Origin of the sequence: Streptomyces sp. NBC_00259 (assembly GCF_036181745.1) — a bacterium.
In the GTDB taxonomy this organism is placed as follows: domain Bacteria; phylum Actinomycetota; class Actinomycetes; order Streptomycetales; family Streptomycetaceae; genus Streptomyces; species Streptomyces pratisoli.
Genome location: NZ_CP108080.1, coordinates 8,033,334 through 8,051,187, shown reverse-complemented (window position 1 = coordinate 8,051,187; position 17,854 = coordinate 8,033,334). Strand labels below are relative to the sequence as shown.

The 17,854-nt window shown below is 69.3% G+C and carries 16 protein-coding genes and 3 pseudogenes; 12 read left to right on the top strand and 7 right to left on the bottom strand.

The annotated features are described in order from the left end of the window. Window positions 1–760: 760 nt before the first annotated feature. Window positions 761–1,113: pseudogene (locus tag OG766_RS36065) on the top strand (DUF742 domain-containing protein); the annotation flags it as partial. Between the two features lie 666 nt (window positions 1,114–1,779). Here OG766_RS36065 and OG766_RS36060 read toward each other — a convergent pair. Beyond that, window positions 1,780–2,052 (bottom strand): hypothetical protein, encoded by a 273-nt coding sequence (locus tag OG766_RS36060; protein WP_266389727.1) that lies wholly within the window; start codon window positions 2,050–2,052, stop codon window positions 1,780–1,782. A gap of 336 nt (window positions 2,053–2,388) precedes the next feature. Next, a complete protein-coding gene (locus OG766_RS36055; protein ID WP_266389725.1) occupies window positions 2,389–2,526 on the bottom strand; it encodes a hypothetical protein in 138 nt (45 codons plus the stop codon). Between the two features lie 306 nt (window positions 2,527–2,832). Here OG766_RS36055 and OG766_RS36835 point away from each other — a divergent pair. The 6 genes and pseudogenes from OG766_RS36835 to OG766_RS36030 form a co-directional block, all read left to right on the top strand. Further along, window positions 2,833–3,072 (top strand): annotated as a pseudogene (locus tag OG766_RS36835) (SCO2400 family protein); the annotation flags it as partial. A 26-nt stretch (window positions 3,073–3,098) separates the two neighbouring features. Next, window positions 3,099–3,473 carry a hypothetical protein gene (locus OG766_RS36050; protein ID WP_328727334.1) on the top strand — a complete coding sequence of 125 codons (375 nt, stop codon included), beginning with the start codon at window positions 3,099–3,101 and terminating at the stop codon, window positions 3,471–3,473. A 282-nt stretch (window positions 3,474–3,755) separates the two neighbouring features. Beyond that, on the top strand, window positions 3,756–4,307 hold the full coding sequence (locus OG766_RS36045) for a hypothetical protein (protein ID WP_266389719.1): 552 nt from the start codon (window positions 3,756–3,758) through the stop codon (window positions 4,305–4,307). A gap of 444 nt (window positions 4,308–4,751) precedes the next feature. Beyond that, entirely contained in the window at window positions 4,752–5,141 is a 390-nt protein-coding gene (locus tag OG766_RS36830) for an RNA polymerase sigma factor (protein WP_423247152.1), read from the top strand. Between the two features lie 389 nt (window positions 5,142–5,530). Further along, window positions 5,531–5,971, top strand: a complete 441-nt coding sequence (locus OG766_RS36035; RefSeq protein WP_328727333.1) for a hypothetical protein — start codon at window positions 5,531–5,533, stop codon at window positions 5,969–5,971. A 529-nt stretch (window positions 5,972–6,500) separates the two neighbouring features. Next, entirely contained in the window at window positions 6,501–7,820 is a 1,320-nt protein-coding gene (locus OG766_RS36030) for a serine/threonine-protein kinase (RefSeq protein WP_328727332.1), read from the top strand. 19 nt (window positions 7,821–7,839) lie between these two features. On the opposite strand, the gene OG766_RS36025 is transcribed toward OG766_RS36030, so the two are convergent. The 3 genes from OG766_RS36025 to OG766_RS36015 all read right to left on the bottom strand — a co-directional run bounded on the left by OG766_RS36025 (window position 7,840) and on the right by OG766_RS36015 (window position 10,862). Next, window positions 7,840–8,100, bottom strand: a complete 261-nt coding sequence (locus OG766_RS36025; RefSeq protein WP_266389713.1) for an acyltransferase — start codon at window positions 8,098–8,100, stop codon at window positions 7,840–7,842. Window positions 8,101–9,349: 1,249 nt separating this feature from the next. Continuing rightward, entirely contained in the window at window positions 9,350–9,757 is a 408-nt protein-coding gene (locus tag OG766_RS36020) for an ATP-binding protein (protein ID WP_266389711.1), read from the bottom strand. 169 nt (window positions 9,758–9,926) lie between these two features. Continuing rightward, on the bottom strand, window positions 9,927–10,862 hold the full coding sequence (locus OG766_RS36015; protein WP_328727331.1) for an aldo/keto reductase: 936 nt from the start codon (window positions 10,860–10,862) through the stop codon (window positions 9,927–9,929). Between the two features lie 224 nt (window positions 10,863–11,086). Here OG766_RS36015 and OG766_RS36010 point away from each other — a divergent pair, with 224 nt between their 5' ends. Together OG766_RS36010 and OG766_RS36005 are read left to right on the top strand one after the other, a co-directional pair. Further along, window positions 11,087–11,971, top strand: coding sequence for a helix-turn-helix transcriptional regulator (locus OG766_RS36010; protein WP_266389705.1), 885 nt, complete (start codon window positions 11,087–11,089; stop codon window positions 11,969–11,971). A 382-nt stretch (window positions 11,972–12,353) separates the two neighbouring features. Then, window positions 12,354–12,476, top strand: coding sequence for a DUF6510 family protein (locus OG766_RS36005; RefSeq protein ID WP_328727330.1), 123 nt, complete (start codon window positions 12,354–12,356; stop codon window positions 12,474–12,476). A 178-nt stretch (window positions 12,477–12,654) separates the two neighbouring features. Here OG766_RS36005 and OG766_RS36000 read toward each other — a convergent pair whose 3' ends face one another. Beyond that, window positions 12,655–13,794 carry an alpha/beta hydrolase gene (locus OG766_RS36000; RefSeq protein ID WP_266389703.1) on the bottom strand — a complete coding sequence of 380 codons (1,140 nt, stop codon included), beginning with the start codon at window positions 13,792–13,794 and terminating at the stop codon, window positions 12,655–12,657. Window positions 13,795–14,176: 382 nt separating this feature from the next. On the opposite strand from OG766_RS36000, the gene OG766_RS35995 reads away from it, so the two are divergent. Beyond that, window positions 14,177–14,365, top strand: coding sequence for a hypothetical protein (locus OG766_RS35995; protein ID WP_266389701.1), 189 nt, complete (start codon window positions 14,177–14,179; stop codon window positions 14,363–14,365). Window positions 14,366–14,396: 31 nt separating this feature from the next. Beyond that, window positions 14,397–15,173 carry a pirin family protein gene (locus OG766_RS35990; RefSeq protein WP_266389699.1) on the top strand — a complete coding sequence of 259 codons (777 nt, stop codon included), beginning with the start codon at window positions 14,397–14,399 and terminating at the stop codon, window positions 15,171–15,173. A gap of 183 nt (window positions 15,174–15,356) precedes the next feature. On the opposite strand, the gene OG766_RS35985 is transcribed toward OG766_RS35990, so the two are convergent. After that, window positions 15,357–15,932, bottom strand: a complete 576-nt coding sequence (locus OG766_RS35985) for a hypothetical protein (protein WP_266389697.1) — start codon at window positions 15,930–15,932, stop codon at window positions 15,357–15,359. On the opposite strand from OG766_RS35985, the pseudogene OG766_RS35980 reads away from it, so the two are divergent. Continuing rightward, window positions 15,844–17,359 (top strand): annotated as a pseudogene (locus OG766_RS35980) (MMPL family transporter); the annotation flags it as partial. The gene OG766_RS35985 and the pseudogene OG766_RS35980 sit on opposite strands and share 89 nt — an antisense overlap. Window positions 17,360–17,854 lie beyond the last annotated feature (495 nt).

Sequence of the window (17,854 nt, the reverse complement as noted above, 5' to 3'; positions counted from 1 at the left end):
TTCTTATCCGTCCGGGTACAGACAGCAGCCCGCACCGTCGTACGCGGGCAGCGGAGCACTGACTCGGCGCTGTCGCAGCGCCCTTGAGCCCTCGTGCCGGCAGCAGCGCGCCAAACACGGGGACTCCCTTCGGGATCCGCGCAGCAACACCGCCCCAGGGCTGTGTCAGGTGGCCCAGCCACAGCGCAAAGGACCGGCACCGTGACACGAAACCCAGACCAAGACGATCACCTGCCCATTGATGACGGCCTGGTACGCGAATGCGGGGACGTTCTGGCAGAAGCCCACCGCGCGTCCCTGCAGGCGCTACACCAGGTGGCAGCACTGATCGGGCCGGAAGCAGTCCAGTCTGAGCCACCGAGCCAGCAGCAGGACTTCACCGCCTGATCCGTGCCCGGTTCACCGAGCGGGCCCCTCCGGAGGGCCCTACCTCCAGATCAGAAACAGAAAGTGACCTCCAGTGAGCCTCATCCGCCGCACAACCCCGCATGCGATGACAAGACGTTGCGGCAACCACAGCGGGCACGGACGGCCTCTGCCGACTCGGCTTGGCGCTGCCCGCGGCCGGCCGGGGACTGCGCCGTGGACGCCGGTCCACTCCGCGTCCTCCTTGTCCAAGACCTCGGTCGGGCCGCGTTGATGCCGCCGCGGCGCCACGACGACTGGGCCGGTGACCAGGAGTCCCACCGAAACCCGGACCTCCAGGGACGGGCGGCGTAAACGTTCCGGGGAACAGGGGCAGCCTGGCCACGGGATACGGGCGGGCGGTGGCCACAGCCCGTTGGTGCGCCCCTATGCCATGACCCGCGGCCGGACCGGGCACGGTATGACTTGGCTATCGAGGCGTTGGTACACACTACGACGGAACCCGGGCGGCTGAGCGGCCAGTTGCCCGAGCATCGGCGGATCTGCCAGCTGTGCCGGGAGGCCAAGTCAGTCGCGGAGATCTCCGCTCTGCTGCCGGTTCCGCTTGGTGTCGCCCGGGTTCTCGTCGCGGACCTGGCCGAGGCCGGACTCGTGGCCGTCCACCAGCCCCACGGTGCACAATCCGGCGACGGCGAGCCCGACATCACTCTGCTCGAATGCGTCCTCAGCGGACTCCGCGCTATGTGAAGCGCGTGACAGACGTGATCAGAGCATTCCCGATGTAGGGGTGGGGTGTTGCGGGTCGTCACCGTTTCCGCCCGGACGCTACTGATCCGGTTCGGACGCCTGTTCACACCAACGCAACAGGCATTCGACTCGCTGGATGTAGAGGGGCTGCCGGTCGTCATGACACTTGGGGTAGCAGGTCTGGAGTACCTCGACTCTGAGGCCAGGCACTGAGCGACCTCGGCGGCGTCCGCCCCGGAGCAGAGCCATGAGGACAGCGCCGAATGCCTCAGGGTCCGGGCCACGAGCGGCGTTGCCGCCAGCGCGGGAGGGAGTGTAGGGCGCGGCCTCGCGCCGACCCGGCGGCGGGCGGTGCAACCGATGATGCCACTGCGCTCGCTGACGGATAGTCGGCCGTCGCCGGCTGTACCGAACAACACTCAGCACGGGCGACGGCCGCTGTAATGACGCTCCATCCTCTCCCGTAGCGGGAAGCACCGCGCACGCTGGCTCCGCGCCCACCAGTACGGCACCCGTCTACGGCGTGCCGTTGGCGACGCCGTCGCCCGCCTTGTCGTCCCAACCGCCGGAGGACCACGACGACGAAGACGAGAGGAAGGGGCACGGTGAGTGGGAGAAGAAGGGGGAAAGGAGAACGCGGAGGGCACTGAGGGATCAGGGCGTCCGTCAGCCCTGACGCCGGTTCGGCTTAAGCACGGCGAAGACCGCATGGCTTGGGTCTTCCAGCCAGGCGATGCGCCCGACATCCGGCACGTCCGCGGCCGGCATGAGCACCGACCCCTCATTCCCCTGCACCGCCGCGACGACAGCATCCGCATCGGCCACCGCGAAGTAGGGCACCCAACGCGCCATCTCCTGCCCACCCTGAAGCGGGGCTACGCCGCCGAAGGACCCCTCCTGCTGGTCGCCCTCCTTGATGCTGAGGACCCGGTACGTCATGCCGGGCGCGGCATCGCTTCGAAGCGCCAGCCGAACAGCCCGTCGCAGAAGCGGATCGCCGCCTCCGGCTCGCCGACGTGCAGCTCCACCCCCACCACCGTGTTGACCTCGGGAGGCCTTCTCCAACCCCTTGTTGGACCGCAGTACGGCGAACTGAGCCATCGCTCTCGCCCATGTTCATGGGTTCGACGCGCAGTGTGCCTCCGCCGACGGCCACGCCACGGGGGCGGCCTGGATGTCGCCGCTGCGGAAGTACGTCGTCCAAGCCGACGTGGCCCCGCCCTGCGTCAGCGGTCCGTGGGCGGCGACGGTCTTCCCGTCCTTCTTGAGGAACCCCTACCCGCCCGCGTCGGGCCCGGCGGACACGTACTGCCACCCGAAGACGGCGCCGTAGAGGGCGGCGGCCGCGTCCCTGTCCGGGCTACCGAGGTCGATCCAGATGGGTGACCCGGTGCTGAAGTCGGTGCCGAGCATGCGTTTCCTCCAGCGAAGCCGGTACGGAGACCCCCACCACTATGCCGACCTCATGGACCGGTGCTCGGCGCACCGGTCCAGATCGATCCGAGGGTTTCACCCGGGCTGGGCGAGGGAGGGCCGGAGGAAGTGCAGCTACGCCCGACATACGCGAGGCCCGGAGAATCCGTGCAGGAGCATCACACAGGCTGCACACAGCCTTTCGAAAGCCTGGTTAGCGTGGCTGGCCGTTCGATCCCGCGGGCGAACGTGATCAGGCCGTGGCCCAGGCGGGCCGACGGCGCAGTCAACCCAGGAAGACCGCAGATGGACTACTGCTCCTCGTGTCGTCGGCACCTCAACGGCGCCCTGGTGTGTCCCGGGTGCGGCGCCTACGCCCGGGACATCGCTCCTCCTTCCGCCGACGGCCGCGACGGCCCGGCCGGGGGCGCCGCCTCGGCGATGACCGGCGACGGACCTGGTGCAACGTATGCCGGAGAGTCCGCGGCCTGCGACAGGTGGCACGACGACCCCCTGCGTGACGAGGCCGGCACGATCGCGGGCCGCGCGGGCAGCCCGTCGCGGAAGAGCAGGTGCCTGAGCACACCCGTCCGGCGTCGACACCGCTCACCACTCACCGGTCGTCGGACACCACTCCCGAAGCGCAGTCGCCGGCCACCAGCGCCCCGCGACAGCAGCCCCTTGCGGCCCCGCCCCGCAGGACGCCGCAGATCGGCCGGCCGGACGCCACCGTGCCTCCCCGTCCGGCTGCGACATCGGCCCCGCAGCCGCAGAGCACCGCGCTGTCCTCCGGTGCTACGGCCCCCGACCGCACCGGTACGGCGAAGCAGCAGTCGTCGGCGCCCGCAGCCAGCGGTGGCACGGACTCGGGCTCGTCCCAGGCGAGCCACGCACCGGCATCCACGTCGCCGACCGAGGTCTGCCTGCTCGCGGTGTGCCTCGGCTGACCGTGCCGGGACCCGGCCGTGCCCGGCTCGGCAAGCAGGACGTGCGGCTCAGGTGACGAGTGGCCGCCGGGAGCGGATCGCGCCAGGCATCGACGTCGTACGGCCGGGGAACGCAGGATTCGCGCCGACGGTGGTATCCCGGCTCCTCACCGACGCCGGCCGCCCTGACGCCCGGCTCCCGCCGTCGTAAGGCGTGTGCGCGGGAGGGGAACAGAGCGCGCGAGGCGTGCTTCAGCCCGTGAGCAAAAGACCTAGCCGGTGGAAGGGAGAGGAGCGCAGCCCGTGAGGTCCCGCTATGAAGTCCTGCTGCGCCGAATCGGTCGGTGGTGGGCCGTCGACGTCCCCCGCCTCGCCCTGCACACCCAATGCCGCACCCTCGAGGAAGCGGAGGACCTGGCGCGCGGTCTCGTCGCCGAAGCCGTCGGGGCCCATCCGGACGCTATCGTCCTGGACATGGTGGTGCCCGAACTCGCGCCCGTGCTCGGCTCGGTGTCGGAAGCGCGGCGCCGCCGGGCGGCCGCGGTCGCCGCCGAAGAGCAGGCGATCGCCGCCGCCGTCCACGAGCTCGTGGGCACCCTGTGCCTGAGCCAGGGCGACGCCGGCCGTCTGCTCGGCATGTCCCCGCGCGAGGTGGCCCACTTCGCGCCACCGCGCGGCTCGGCAACCGCCGGCACAGGGCATCTCACCCCTGTGCCCGCACCGAGCCCGCCGCGACCGGGCGCCGCCCCTGCTCCTCGCCCACGCCCCGGCCCCGCCCAGCGGCCGCGCCGGGCGATCTCCCCCGCCCGCCCCTCCTGGGCGATCCCGGATGATGGCGCCGAAGGTCGAGGCTGACCGGGCTTCCGCCCCAGGTGACACAGCGGGCGTGTCCTGCGGCGCGCCGGCGTGCTCCCGGCGTTTCTCTCGCTGGACAGCCATATCGTTCGTGGCCGACGCGTGATGACAACAAGTACTCCTCTTCACAAGAGTGTTGATCTCGCAACCATCAGCCGACGCCCGTGACACTCCAAGTGCACAACGCGCTGGAGTAAGTGACCCGCAATGAGGGTCACAGGGCCCGCCCTCTAGGGGGAGGTACGCGGGCTCCGGCGCGCAGGGACAGGCTCGTTTCCCCCCGTGACGGGTCTGTCCCTGCACGCGTCACTGGCAGCAGGGCGGGGCGAAGGACAACATCCCACTCGCATGATGGGACGCGGATGCGACCTGTCGTAAGCTCCGGGGGCGTTGGTTTGGCCAGTGGGGGGACGGATCGTGGGACGAGGAGGGCACGCTCAGCGCGTGTCGGCCGACAATCCCGCGCTGAGCACGGCGGTCGTTCGGGCCCAGGACGGTGACGAGGCCGCCTTCGTCGTGCTGTACCGGCTGGTCCAACCGGGTCTGCTCGGCTACCTGCGCGGGATCGCGGGTGAGGACGCCGAGGACATCGCCGCCGCTGCCTGGCGGGAGATCGCATGCGTGCTACCACGGTTTCGCGGCGACGGGCACGGATTCCGCGGTTGGACGGCGAGTATTGCCCGGCAGCACGCGCTGGGCCGCTTCCGGCTTCACGGGGCAGCGCCCGGCTCTCCGGGAAGCCCCTGGACGCCGCCGACCGTGGACCACATCGCCCACACCCTGCCCGAGCAACGCTGTCCGCCGAGACGGCCCGGGCCCTGGTCGCCCGGCTGACCCGCGCCCAGGCCGAGGCGGCCTCCTCCGCCACGTCGTACGCCTGGACGAACACGCAGCCGCCCGGGTGATGGGCAGGCCCCGCCCGGTCGTACGGCTTCTGACCCGCCGCGGGTTGAGGAGTCTGGCCCGTCTGCTCGGCCCTGACGATGTGACACATGGTGTCGCGCGGACGCTGGGGGAACCGAGATGAGCACCGAGCGAAACGGAGATGAGCGGTTGAGCGGCGAGGCCCGCCGGCGCGACGCCACCCCACCCCCCAGTCCGCCATCGCCGCATTCCGAAGCGCGCGCAAGGCGCGCGATCGGACCCTGAGAACCCGGCGCCGCGACGACTGGCGCCCGACGCCTCAGAAGCACCGCTGGGCGCGCGGCGGAACGGTCGCCCTCGTGACGAGCGCCCTGCTGGGCGGCATCGCCTTCGCCTCCATCGGCATGGTGGACACGCAGCAGCACGACATTCCCGATCCCGGCACCAGCCACAGCACTCCGCTGGCACACACGCCCCGCGAACAGAGCTCGCCTTCCGCCGGGCCCAGCACGGCACCCACCACCCCCTCCCCACACCCCGGAACGGCAAAGGACGTCGAGGCGCACTGCCGCGCCTACGAGAGGGCCAAGAACCGTGGCCACGCCCTGGACGCAACGGCATGGCAGCGTCTCGTCCAGGCTGCGGGCGGCGAACAGCACGTGGGGGCCTACTGCGCCCAGTTGACGGGCTCAGCAGACACGGCCACCTCGTCGCCGACGAAGGCGAACAAGACCGGGAAAGGCCACGGCATGCCGAGCGCCAAACCCAAGTCATCGAAGCGGCGCTCCAGCCAGCCCTAGGCAGCGTCCGATCCGACTCGCGAGCCACGGCCGCCGGTTCAGCGACGTGGCAGTCGTTGGAGTGACGCGGTGGCATCGGCGCACACCCACCTTGGCACGTTCCGCCTCGGGTAGACAGCGAGCTGCCCCGCGCCCTTCCCCCACCAGCTGGTTTGCCCTTGCCACGAAGCGCAGGGCCGACGTCCGAAGCGCAGACAGGAAGAACACCGAAGCGATCTGGAGGAACGGCCCTTGGCCACCGCGGCCTCCATCCATAGGCGTCGACGCCGCATTCTCGTCCTGGGTGTGCCCGGCCCACCCACTCGACAAGAGCCCGCCTCCATCAAGGCCCGGCTCCGAGAGCCCACCCTCAGCTTCCGCCCCACCGCAACCTCACCGGCCTGTGTTCGCCCTCGGCGGCTCGCCAGGTCCCTCCTGCCACGGCCCGGTAGGCTGGGGCGGCTGCGGTCCCCCACCGTCACCCGAGCCCACGTGGTGAGTGACAGCCTGCGGCGGTCGAGACGTCTCACGGCATGAGGATGAAACACAGGTGCTGATAGCGGGCCGGTACCGGCTGCACGATCCGATCGGACGCGGCGCGATGGGAGAGGTCTGGCGAGCCTTCGACGAGACCCTCGGCAGACCGGTGGCCGTCAAACTCCTGCTCCCCCAGGACACGGACCCGACGGCCGCCTCACGTTTCCGCCTGGAGGCACAAACCGCGGGGAGACTCAGCCACCCTCATGTGGTGGGCGTCTTCGACTTCGGCGAGCACGAGGACCGTCTCTTCCTGGTGATGGAGCTGGTCGAGGGCGACAGCCTCGCCCGCCACCTCACCACCGCCGGCCCGTTGCCCGCCGAGCAGGTGGCGCGGATCGCCGCGCAGGCCGCCGCCGGGCTCGCCGCCGCCCACCAGCAAGGCGTCGTGCACCGCGACATCAAGCCCGCCAACCTCCTTCTGGACGCCGACGGCACGCTCAAGATCGGTGATTTCGGCATCGCCCGTTTCGTCGACGATCCAGCCGCCGCCCTCACCAGGACGGGACAGATCGTCGGCACGAGCCTCTACCTCGCCCCCGAGCGTGCCCTCGGCCGGCCCGCCGGTCCGGCCTGCGACGTGTACGCCCTGGGCTGTGTGCTCTACCAGCTCCTCACCGGCCGCCCGCCGTTCCAGGCCGACACCGCTGTCGCGATCCTCCACCAGCACCTGGACGCCTCCCCCGTGCCGCCCCGGCAGCTGGGCGCGGACATCCCGGCCGCCTTCGAGAACTACCTCCTGGCTCTCCTCGCCAAGCAGCCCGAGGGCCGGCCCACCGCGCAGCAGGTCGCTGACTGGTTCGCCACCGGCGCCTGGCAGGGCCGACCCGAGCCGCTACCTGCCCCTGCCCCTGCCCCTGCGACGGGGACCGCATCCGCGCCATCACCAGGCCACGGCGCCCACTCCGGACGGCTGCCGCACGCTACTGAGTCCGGCCCCGCGACCACCTACGCCTTGCCCTCCTCCGCCGGGCACACGCGTCGGTCACGTGCGCCTCGGCGCCGGGTCGGGCCAGGGATCCGCGGACTCGTGGCGCACCGGCCGAAGGTCGCAGGCGTGGCCGCCGGGGCGGTGACCTTCCTGGCCGCGATGCTCGCCGGGATGCTGTGGTTCTCGCCGGGCCGCAGTTCGGCAGAGGCCCCGAAAACCGACACGCCCGGCACCACGAGCCCCACGACGACTCAGGAGCCGACCGACTCCCCGTCCGACACACCCGACCCTTCATCCACCGTATCGCTGCCGACCAGCACCGCAGACCGTCCGGAGCAGGAAACCGAGCGGGAGCAGAGGGGGAACAAGCAAGGGAAGCACAAGGAGGACGAAGACGACTGAGCGACCGGCAGCGGAAGCATCACAGCACCCGCCAGCACCCCGGCATCCTGCGCAGCCCCGCGGCAAGCAGCAAGGCCATCGATACGGCGGTGCCGGAGACGATGCTCCATGCGGCGGCCGCGGACAGGCCGCGCTCCGCCAGCTCGTACTGCAGGGTCACCACGAGCGGGCGATGGACGACGTAGATGGCGTACGAATCTGCCAACAGCTCCCGCGTCAGGCGGTCGCCGCCGATGACGGCCTCCCGGAACAACGTGAGCAGGCCGCCAGCCAGCCACACAGCGCCCAGTTTCATGCTGTGCCGCGAGACCAGGCACCGCCGTTCCGGCTACTCCCCCGGCCTTGTCGGCCCACAGTGATAGGGCGGCGAATGCATACCGTCCATCAGGCAGGGATCAGCGACGCCGGACGTTGCGATACCTCGAAGCAGTCCGCGGCGTTGGGAGACCGTGAGCAATGGTGAGTCACAGGACCTGATCAGGATCGAGATCACGGCGGACACTCAGGCAGCAGCGGAGCGAGCCGCCGACGGGATCTGCGGTCTCTGGCTCTCCAGTGCCTCAACCCCTCGCCCTGTACCCGGCGAGGGCTTCAGCGTCACGATTCACGCGAACATCAACGGACGTCCAGAAGACGGAGAATTCGCGATCCCCACCTGCCCACACCTCGATCACGACTGAGCCGGACACGCACACCCCCCGCGGTCACTTGGGGAAGGTATGCGTGGAAGTCTCGCCGCGGTAACGACTCCGGATGGTGGTGGGCAAGCGTCGGCCCTCCCGTGGGGAGGGCCGGGAGGGACGGCGTGTCCCACGCCCAGGAGCCGCAGCGACCTCGGACGGGGTGGGTCCAGAATGCGCCTCGTCCATTCAGTCCGATAGAGGCGTGCCGGGAATATGTCGGAAGCATGCGCCTCACGGTCTCACTCCGGCCGGACCGCGAACACCCCGGCGCCAGCAACACCTTGGACGCAGGTTCCCGCACCCGGCCCCTCACCTGCCTGACCTGCTCGAACAGCCGGGAGGGCGGCTGCTTCAGCCCAACGGCGCCGCAGTCCGCCGATACAGGCGCGGCGGCGGCCAGACTGGGTCCAACGCCAGGCCGCCCACGGGCCGGCGTCCGCGAACGGCCCGGCCCGGTCCTCGAGCATGGCGAGGACTGGGGCGCGGGCGAGGTCCACGGCATGGTGCACGGCGTCGGTCACGATGCCCAGGCACGCAGCCCTTGACATCAACGCCGGTCAAGCGCCTTGGCTGACTGCTCATCGCTGGTGAAGCGACGAGGCATCCGGGATGTCCATCGCCGTGCTGCCGGCCTTGGCACGCGCGGCTTCCAGCAGGCGACGCCATGAAGTGATCAGAGGCCGTCGGCTCGTCGGAGAAGCGATGTTCGCGGTGGGCTGCGCGTTGTCGGCCGAGCCAGGCGTCCAGACGCAGATCCCCGGACTTGTGGCCGCGCGGGACCGTCAGGTGCCGGTGCGCTCCTCGCAAGGAGACGGAAACTGAGACGGGCCTCGTGCCTTCCGCTATTCACCCCTGCTTGGAGGGAATGGTGACCTCCTGGCTGTGAACGGAGTTGCTCGCTTCTGTGGGAGTGGCGAGGTGGGCGATGAGGAGTTTTCCGCGGCCGTGTTCGTCGGCGGCACAGCTCCTGGTCCATGGGCCGGGTGCACTGGCGGGGCCGCCGTCGGTGACCTGGATACGCAGGTCCGGGGAGCCGATCGTGGGTGAATGAGGTTGCAGGTCCAAAGACAGGGGCGGGTTGGCGTGTTCAACCGCGTTGGTGATGAGTTCGGAGACGACCAGCACGGCGGAGTCGATGCTGTCGGGTTCCCAGCCCCACCGAGCGAGGAGGGTGTGGGTGATGCGTCGGGCCGTCGCGGGTGCGGTGGTGTCGTGCGGCAGGCGGTGTGTGCCTGACCACAAACTGCGGAACATGTATGGCTCCAGCGCTGATTGGCATCGTGTGCTGGCAGGGGTGGCTCGCTGGACCGCATCGGGGCCAGGGACCCCGATGCGGTGACCCTCGGGTGAGGGGATGCGGCAGTTGGCGGAAGTGGCGAGGTAGCGGGATCGGCCAGCAGGCTTCCTACCCCGTGCACATCGACTACGCGGTTCGGGTCGGCCCTTCCGGAATGAGGCCGGTAATAGCGTTCACTTCCTCGTCCGTGAGGCGGATCGCGGCGGCGGCGAGGTTCTCGTCCAAGTGGGCCGGCGATGTCGTGCCAGGGATGGGGAGGATAAGCGGCGATCGGTGCAGCAGCCAGGCGAGTGCGATCTGGGGCACCGTGGCGTCGTGCTTGTCACGTATGGGGTCGAGGATGGCACCGAAGTGCGACTCGTCAGTGGCCTTGTCCGACCCATCAGTGGAGAACTTCGGCAAGCTGGTGGGAAACCAGGGAGAGAAGACCGTGCCGGTCTCCTCGGCGGCCGCGAGCAGAGCGGCCCCGGTACGGTCGCCGAGGTTGTAGAGGGCGGTGACGGCGGCGATGTCTACGATCTTGGTGGCCTCACGGAATTGCTCCGGGCTGACGTTGGACAGGCCGATGTGCCGGATCAGCCCCTGCTCGCGCAGTTCGGCGAGAGTCGCGACCTGGTCGGCGAAGGGGACGTCGGTCGCGTGGGGGCTGTGCAGGTAGTACAGGCCGATCTGCTCGACCCCAAGACGCCGGGCGCTGAGGTAGGCCGACTGGCGCAGGTACTCCCGGTTGCCGACAGCCCCGAAATCCGCGTAGTCGGGTCCGCCCCGGATGAAGCCGCCCTTGGTCGCAATGACGAGGTTGTCGGGGTAGGAGTGCAGGGCGTCGTGGATAAGGGTCTCGTTGGTGTGCGGGCCGTAGGCGTCGGCGGTGTCGATGTAGGTCACACCTGTTTCGACGGCGCGCCTGAGCAGCGCAATACCGGCCGCACGGTCGGGGATCTCGCCCCACTGATGGTCTCCGGTCAGGCGCATCGCGCCGTAGCCGATCCGGTTCACAACCAGGTCGGAACCGATGGTGACGGTGCTGGCGACCGGCGGAGTGACGGGCTGGGATGTGGACATCGCTGGTTCCTTGCCATGGATTGTCATGTCCGGCCAGAGGGAAACGCTCCCGGGCGCCGCACGGTCTTGCGACGTCCGTTTTGGCCGGTGCGTCCAGCTAACCGGCTCCCCGACGCCCGTGGCCCTCCCAAGGTGACCCCCTTGAACCGGGACCCGTCGATCCAGGGCCTGCGAGACCCCCTTTCGCGCCGACGAGTCGTACTGGCCCGCCTATGCTGGATGTCATGGCCAGCGCGTCTTCTGGGGCGGGCGACAAGGCGGAGCTGAGCGGTTTCCTGCGCTCCCGCCGGGCCCGAGTGACCCCGCAGCAGGTGGGTCTGACAGCTGGAGCCGGCCGTCGCGTACCGGGGCTGCGCCGCGAGGAGGTTGCCCTGCTCGCCGGGCTGAGTGCGGACTACTACACCCGCCTGGAGCGAGGCCGCCCCATCAACGCTTCCGACACTGTGCTGGACGCCGTGGCCCGGGCCCTGCGACTGGACGATGCCGAACGCACCCATCTCTTTGATCTCGCTAGGCGACCTACCGCCCGGACCTCCGACAGCCCCGCACCTCCGCAGCGCGTCCGACCCGGACTGCACAGGCTGGTGGACAGCCTGCGCGACACCCCCGCAATGATCATCGGCTGTCGCATGGACGTCTTGGCCGCCAATCCCCTGACTCGCGCCCTCTACACAGACTTTGATGCCATGCCACGTCGCGAGCGCAATGTGGCGCGCTACGTCTTCCTCGACCCAGCTGCCCGCGAACTCTTCACCGACTGGGCGGCGGCCGGACGCGACGCCGTGGCATCCCTCCACCTCTACGCAGGCCGCCACCCACAAGACGCCCTGCTGACCGAACTGATTGCTGAGCTGTCGGACCAGGACGACAACTTCCGCCGCTGGTGGGGTGACCACGAAGTGGTTGAGCACGCCTATGGCACCAAGAACTACCGCCACCCCCGCGTCGGCGAGATCACGCTGGACTTCGAGGCCCTCCCCGTTCCCGGCGACCCAGATCAGACCCTCATCCTGCAGACGGCGGAGCCGGGATCCCCGTCCGCACGAGCCTTGCGCTCGCTTTCTGACCGGTCTGTCGCTGATGACAGCGCGGAATGCTGCGCTGGTTAGGGGTTCGTTTCGATCCAACGGGCATGCAGAAGCGGCCTGGCGCACTTCGCCAGGCCGCTCCGGAAGGCTGCTGCCAGCAGGGTCTATTCGCCCGGCTTCACGGGGATGACTCTCACGTCGCTCCCACCTTCTGCCTCGAGCAGCTTCTTGCGGTGCTGCGCGCTGGCCTCGTCGTAGCTGACGGCCGAGGCCCGTTCGCGGCCGTCCCCGGTCCACCTGACCCTAAGGACTGCGAGCGTCATGTCCATGACCTACCACTGACAGGTGTGAGCGTCACCACGACCCGGTTGTTTGAAGCCTGAACTTCTCGCGTGGAAACATCTGCCGCGTAAGAGATCGGTCGGGTCCCCAGGGGCCTGACGTAATCCCGCCTCCCGGCCTGGTGGCACGCTGCCAGGGATGTGATCACGTGGTGCTGCGCATGGTCCGCGGCAGAGACGCGGTCTGGCTCGACATGCGGGGCACCGTGGCCCTTGCTGTTCCCGTGAACGGGGACGGCCCGTAAGTGTATGCGGACGCACGCGATACCGGGGCGGGAACAGCAGCGAGGCGGCACACCCACGTACCAGTCTGCTGCCGGGGCGGAAGCCGTTATCGCGAAGCTCGGCCGTAGCATCACGGGGCAGGGCCTGGTTGCGGCGGATGAAATCCGCCGCAACCAGGCCCTGCGGTGCCACAGAGGGTCACTTGCCGGCGCTCTGGTCCCCCGGGTAGAGCGCTTCGCGCAGCGTGCTGTTCGTCAGTGCGAAAGCATCACGGGCCGACTTGGTGTTCGCCAGGGCGTTGAGCATCATGAAGTCGTGGGTGACCTCTCCGTAGTGGGTGGCGGTCACCGGGACGCCCGCCGCACGCAGCTTCTCGGCGTAGGCCGTGCCCTCGTCCAGCAGGACATCCGAGTCCGTGATCACCAACGCCGGCGGAAGGCCACGCAGTTCCTCGACGCTCGCGCGCAGAGGAGCAGCGGTGGACTTCTTGCGGTCCGCGGCATTGGGGGTATAGGCATCCCAGAACCACTGCATCCCCGGACGCGTGAGGAAGCAGTTCTCGGCGAATCGCTTGTACGAGCCGGTGTCGAAGTCAGCGTCGGTCACTGGGTAGAAGAGAGCCTGGTGGGCGAATTTCGGTCCACCGCGCTCCTTCGCCAGCAGAGTCACCGCGGCAGCCATGCCGCCGCCGGCCGAGTCCCCCGCGATGGCCAGCCGGGAGCCGTCAATATTGATCTCGTTGCCGTGTTCGGCGACCCACTTTGCGGCGGCATGGGCCTGCTCGATGGCCACGGGATAGCGGGCCTCGGGCGACGGCGTGTAGTTGACGAAGACGACAGCGGCACGCGCTCCGTTGGCGAGCTCACGTACCAGGCGGTCGTGGGTGTGCGCGTTGCCCAGGACCCAGCCTCCGCCATGGGTGTAGATGATGCCCGGCAGCGATCCCTTGACCCCGGAGGGCCGGACGATGCGGATGGAGACCGAGCCGCCGGGGCCCACGGGAAGATTGCGCTCGGTGATGTCGGCCGGAAGCTTGTTCACGGGCTTGGACTGCAGGTCGTCCAGTACCTTGCGGGCCCCCTCGTAGGACAGCTTGTACAGCGGCGGCCCGCCGGCAGCGGCCAGTTCGTTCAGGAAGTCCTGGTTGATCTTCTCCAGCTTGACCGACGGGTTCCCGCAAGGCACGTACGGTGCGGCAACAGGAGCGGCACCACCGGCCGTGGTGGACTGCCGAGCCGTCGGGGCTCCGCATGCAGAGACCACGGTGACGGCAGCCAGCAGGGCGACGGAGGCGTGGAGGCGCTTGTGGCGTATTCGAGCCGGGCGCTGTGATGTCATGAGCCCTCTCACTCTCGGATGGGTCCCCCGAGAACATCGTTGCCGCCACGCGTGCACCAGGCGCTGCGAGTGAGCTGTTGGAGTGACCATCTACCAGGGGCTTCACCACGTTGTCAGCCCAACTGCCGAGCTCGCGCATCAGGTTGGAAAGGGCTCAGTGTTCAGGAACCCTGGCCACCCTCGGCATGCCCCCTGGCGTCCACGGCAGCCGCTGATACCCCTGCCAGATTCCGGTCGCGCCCGGGTGCCTGACGCCCCAGGCGCCCTCGTTTCGCCCCAGGCACCCTTCCGGCCGACGCGTCCGCATGCCGGCCATGGTCCGGCTGGCGAAGCGCAGAGGGCTCACTTAGCGTTCTGATGAGCCAGCAGCATGGGAGGAAAAGTGGAGGATCTCAAGTACAAGATGATCATGGCCTTGGCCGCGGCGGACCTCGGGAAGCCTCTCTGCGAGCAAGTGGCCGGGATCTGCACCGAGGTTGCCGACCAGCACTGCACTCAGCTCCATGTCCGCTCCTCCGCCGACCAGGTTCCTGAGATCCCCGTTCCGAGCCTTTCGAGGGCCAAGCTGTGACCACTCACATTCCTGCTGACGGAGGCCAGCGTTGACTTCAGCCGTGCAGCCTACCGTCGATGTGCGGCGCAGCCGGGAACGATTCAAAACCAACCTGTCCTGGCTCGATTCCAAACATTCCTTCTCCTTTTCCCGTCACTACGACCCGCAAAATACCCATCACGGTCTTCTCCTGGTCAGCAACGACGACATCGTCACAGCAGGGACCGGTTTCGAGACCCATCCCCATCAGGACATGGAAATCGTCACATGGGTGCTGCAGGGGTCTTTGGTACACCAGGACTCCACCGGACATTCCGGATTGATCTACCCCGGCCTGGCTCAGAGGATGAGTGCGGGGACAGGAATTCTCCACTCGGAGAAGAACGACTCCTGGCGCCTGGAGGGCGGGAGCACGCATACCGACCCGGTGCGCTTCGTGCAGATGTGGGTCGTACCGGACGAGGCCGGGATCCCCCCGGGATACGAGCAACTGGAGATCGACGACGAACTCCTGCGCGGTGGCCTGACCACCGTCGCCTCCGGCATGGACATGCACTCCGACACCGCCGCCATCCGCATCCGGAACAAGTACGCCGCGCTGCATGCGGCCCGGCTTCCGGCTGGCGGCTCGCTCACGCTGCCCGAGGCTCCCTTCCTCCATCTGTACGTGCCAAGAGGCAACGTCGTCCTGGAGGGCACAGGAGAACTCCAGGAGGGCGACGCAGTGCGCCTCACCGCGACCGGCGGCCAGCGCATCACCGCCGAACAGCCCCCAGGCGCGGAAATCCTCCTATGGGAAATGCACGCCACCGTCCGGGACTGGTAGCGGCGCACAGGCCACTGGGCAGGCGACCGGACAGCAGCGGAACTGCGTAGCGGCAGCAACAGCAACGGGCCGGGCCCCCGCCCGGACACGCGTCGCGCGCGATATCCCAGCCCGCCGGAAGCCACGAGATGAGCACACCCGGCGGCGACCTCGCCCTGCCGGACAAACGAGCGGCAGTCTCGATCAGCCACTTTTGGCTGGAGGAAGTACGCGGTCGAGGCAGGCGTGAAGCTGCTCGCGTTCGAGCTTTCCGTCCAGTGCCAGGGCGGTGCGCAGGGATTGGGCACTGACGTCGCGGGGAATGCCGAGGCGTCGTTCACCGTCGCCGATGGTCTCCACGATGGCGTGCTGGGCGGCTTCGGGGTGATGGCGGATGAGCCAGTCCAGCATCCGGGCGACGGCGATGGTGATGCCGTAGAACGGCATGGGGTCGCCGATTGCGAGGTCGCGGTCGAGTTTCTGGCCGGTGGTGAACTCGTCGAGGATGGCGTGCCGGATGGTGGCGGCCAGGTCATAGGGGACGATGGTTTCGTCGATGCCGGCCGCGACGCTGAAGGCGAGTTCGTCGGCGACCTCACGGACGGCTGTCTCAGTTCGGTGGCGCAGTGCCCAGCGCTTTCTACGGTCCGGCCGCTCCCACAGGATGCCGGAGAAGGTGCGGGTGAAGCGAGCCGTCTTCGCCCTGGGTCTGGCTTGCGCCGTCGTATACGTTCTCGCGGACGCCGGCGTCGTACGGGTGGACGGCCAGGTGCAGGGCATCCTCTCCATCCTGGTGATCGGTGCCGCCACCGACTACGCGCTGCTGCTGGCCGCCCGCTACCGCGAGGAGCGGTGTAGCGCCCGGCGCCGAGCGCTACACCGCGATGCGGGCGGCGTTGCGCCGCTCCCTCGGCCCGATCGTCGCGAGCGCGGCTACCGTGGCGCTCGGCCTGATTGCCCTGCTCGTGAGTGATCTGGCGAACAACCGGGCGCTCGGCCCCGTCGGAGCCATCGGCATCGTCTGCGCCGTGCTCAGCACGCTGACCTTCCTGCCGGCCGCGCTGGTGCTGACAGGCCGCGCCGCGTACTGGCCCGACCGCCCAAAGGCCGATGGCTCGGAAGGCGGCGGCCAGGGCATCTGGCGCCGGATCGCCGCGCTGGTGGACCGGGCACCGCGCGGGGTGTGGGCGACCACGCTGGCAGGTCTGCTGGCCTGCGCCGCGTTCGCTCCCCATCTGAACTCCCGGGGTGTACCGCTGGGTGAGATCTTCGTCAACGACACGCCGTCGGTCGCCGCTCAGGAGACTCTCGGACGCCACTTCCCCGGCGGCTCCGGCAACCCCGCCGTGATCATCGCCGATGCGCGGACGGCCGCCGGAGTAGCCGAGGCCGCCGCGCGGGTCGAAAGGGTCGACTCCGCCTTGCCTGTCGACGCCGCGGGCCGGCCCGCGCCGGGTTCGCCCCTCGTCGTCGACGGCCGGGTGCGGATCGACGCCACGCTGAGCGCCGCCGCCGACAGCGATGCCGCCAAGGAAGCCATCGCCCGGATCCGTACCGCCGTGCACGCCATACCGGATGCGAACGCGCTGGTCGGCGGCTACACGGCACAGCAGTACGACACCCAGCGCACCGCCGAGCGGGACCGCACGCTCATCGTGCCGGTGGTCCTCGCGCTCATCCTGCTCATCCTCGTGGCCCTACTGCGCTCCCTGGTACTTCCGCTGCTGCTGGTCGCCACGGTGGCACTCAACTTCGCTGCCACCCTCGGCATCGCCTCGGTCGTGTTCGAGCACCTCTTCGGCTTCACCGGTACGGACGCGTCCGTACCCCTCTACGGATTCGTCTTCCTCGTCGCGCTCGGCGTCGACTACAACATCTTCCTGATGTCACGGGTCAGGGAGGAGTCGCTGCGGCACGGTGTGCGCGAGGGGGTTCTGATCGGACTCACCGCCACGGGCGGCGTCATCACCTCGGCCGGAGTGGTGCTGGCCGCGACCTTCGCCGCCCTCGGGGTGATTCCTCTGGCGTACCTTGCCCAGATCGCGTTCATCGTCGCCTTCGGTGTTCTCCTCGACACCCTGGTCGTGCGCTCGCTCTTGGTGCCCGCACTCGTCCGGGACCTGGGCCCCATCGCCTGGTGGCCGGGGCGGCTGAGCCGTCTGTCCGTACGGGAAGAGGCGGCCATCACGGCCCCGTCCCGCGTCTGAGGGCGGGGGCGCCGACGGGGACCAATCCGCCGGCGCCCCGCTCCGAATGGTTCGCGTACGTGACTGAGCGTGGGAGGGCCGACGGTCGAGGGAGAACGGACGAGTGGCCGGTGCCGGGCCCCGGCCCCACATCCTGAGCTGCGGAGCTCATGGGCCGGGTCGCGCGGGGACCAGGACGCGTTCTCCACCGTGTTCGACGCAGTCGCCGGGCCCCGTCCTGGGCGTGGTACGCGCAGTGCTGCGCGACCCGCCCAGTCGGAGGAGGGCGGTCGGTGCACAACTGGAACCTCACCGTGGCGCACCCCACTCGTCCACGCGAGCACCGCTTCGGCGACGTCCTCGATCTGTGCGTCACCCAGCCGGCTTGCGACTATGGCCAACAGAGCACCGAGCAGCCGCAGACGCTGCCCTGGGTGTGCTTGGCGGAGCGTCGTCGGTCGCCATGAACGCGCTACGAACGGGCGATGTCGCTCACCGCGGTGTCAATGAGATCGG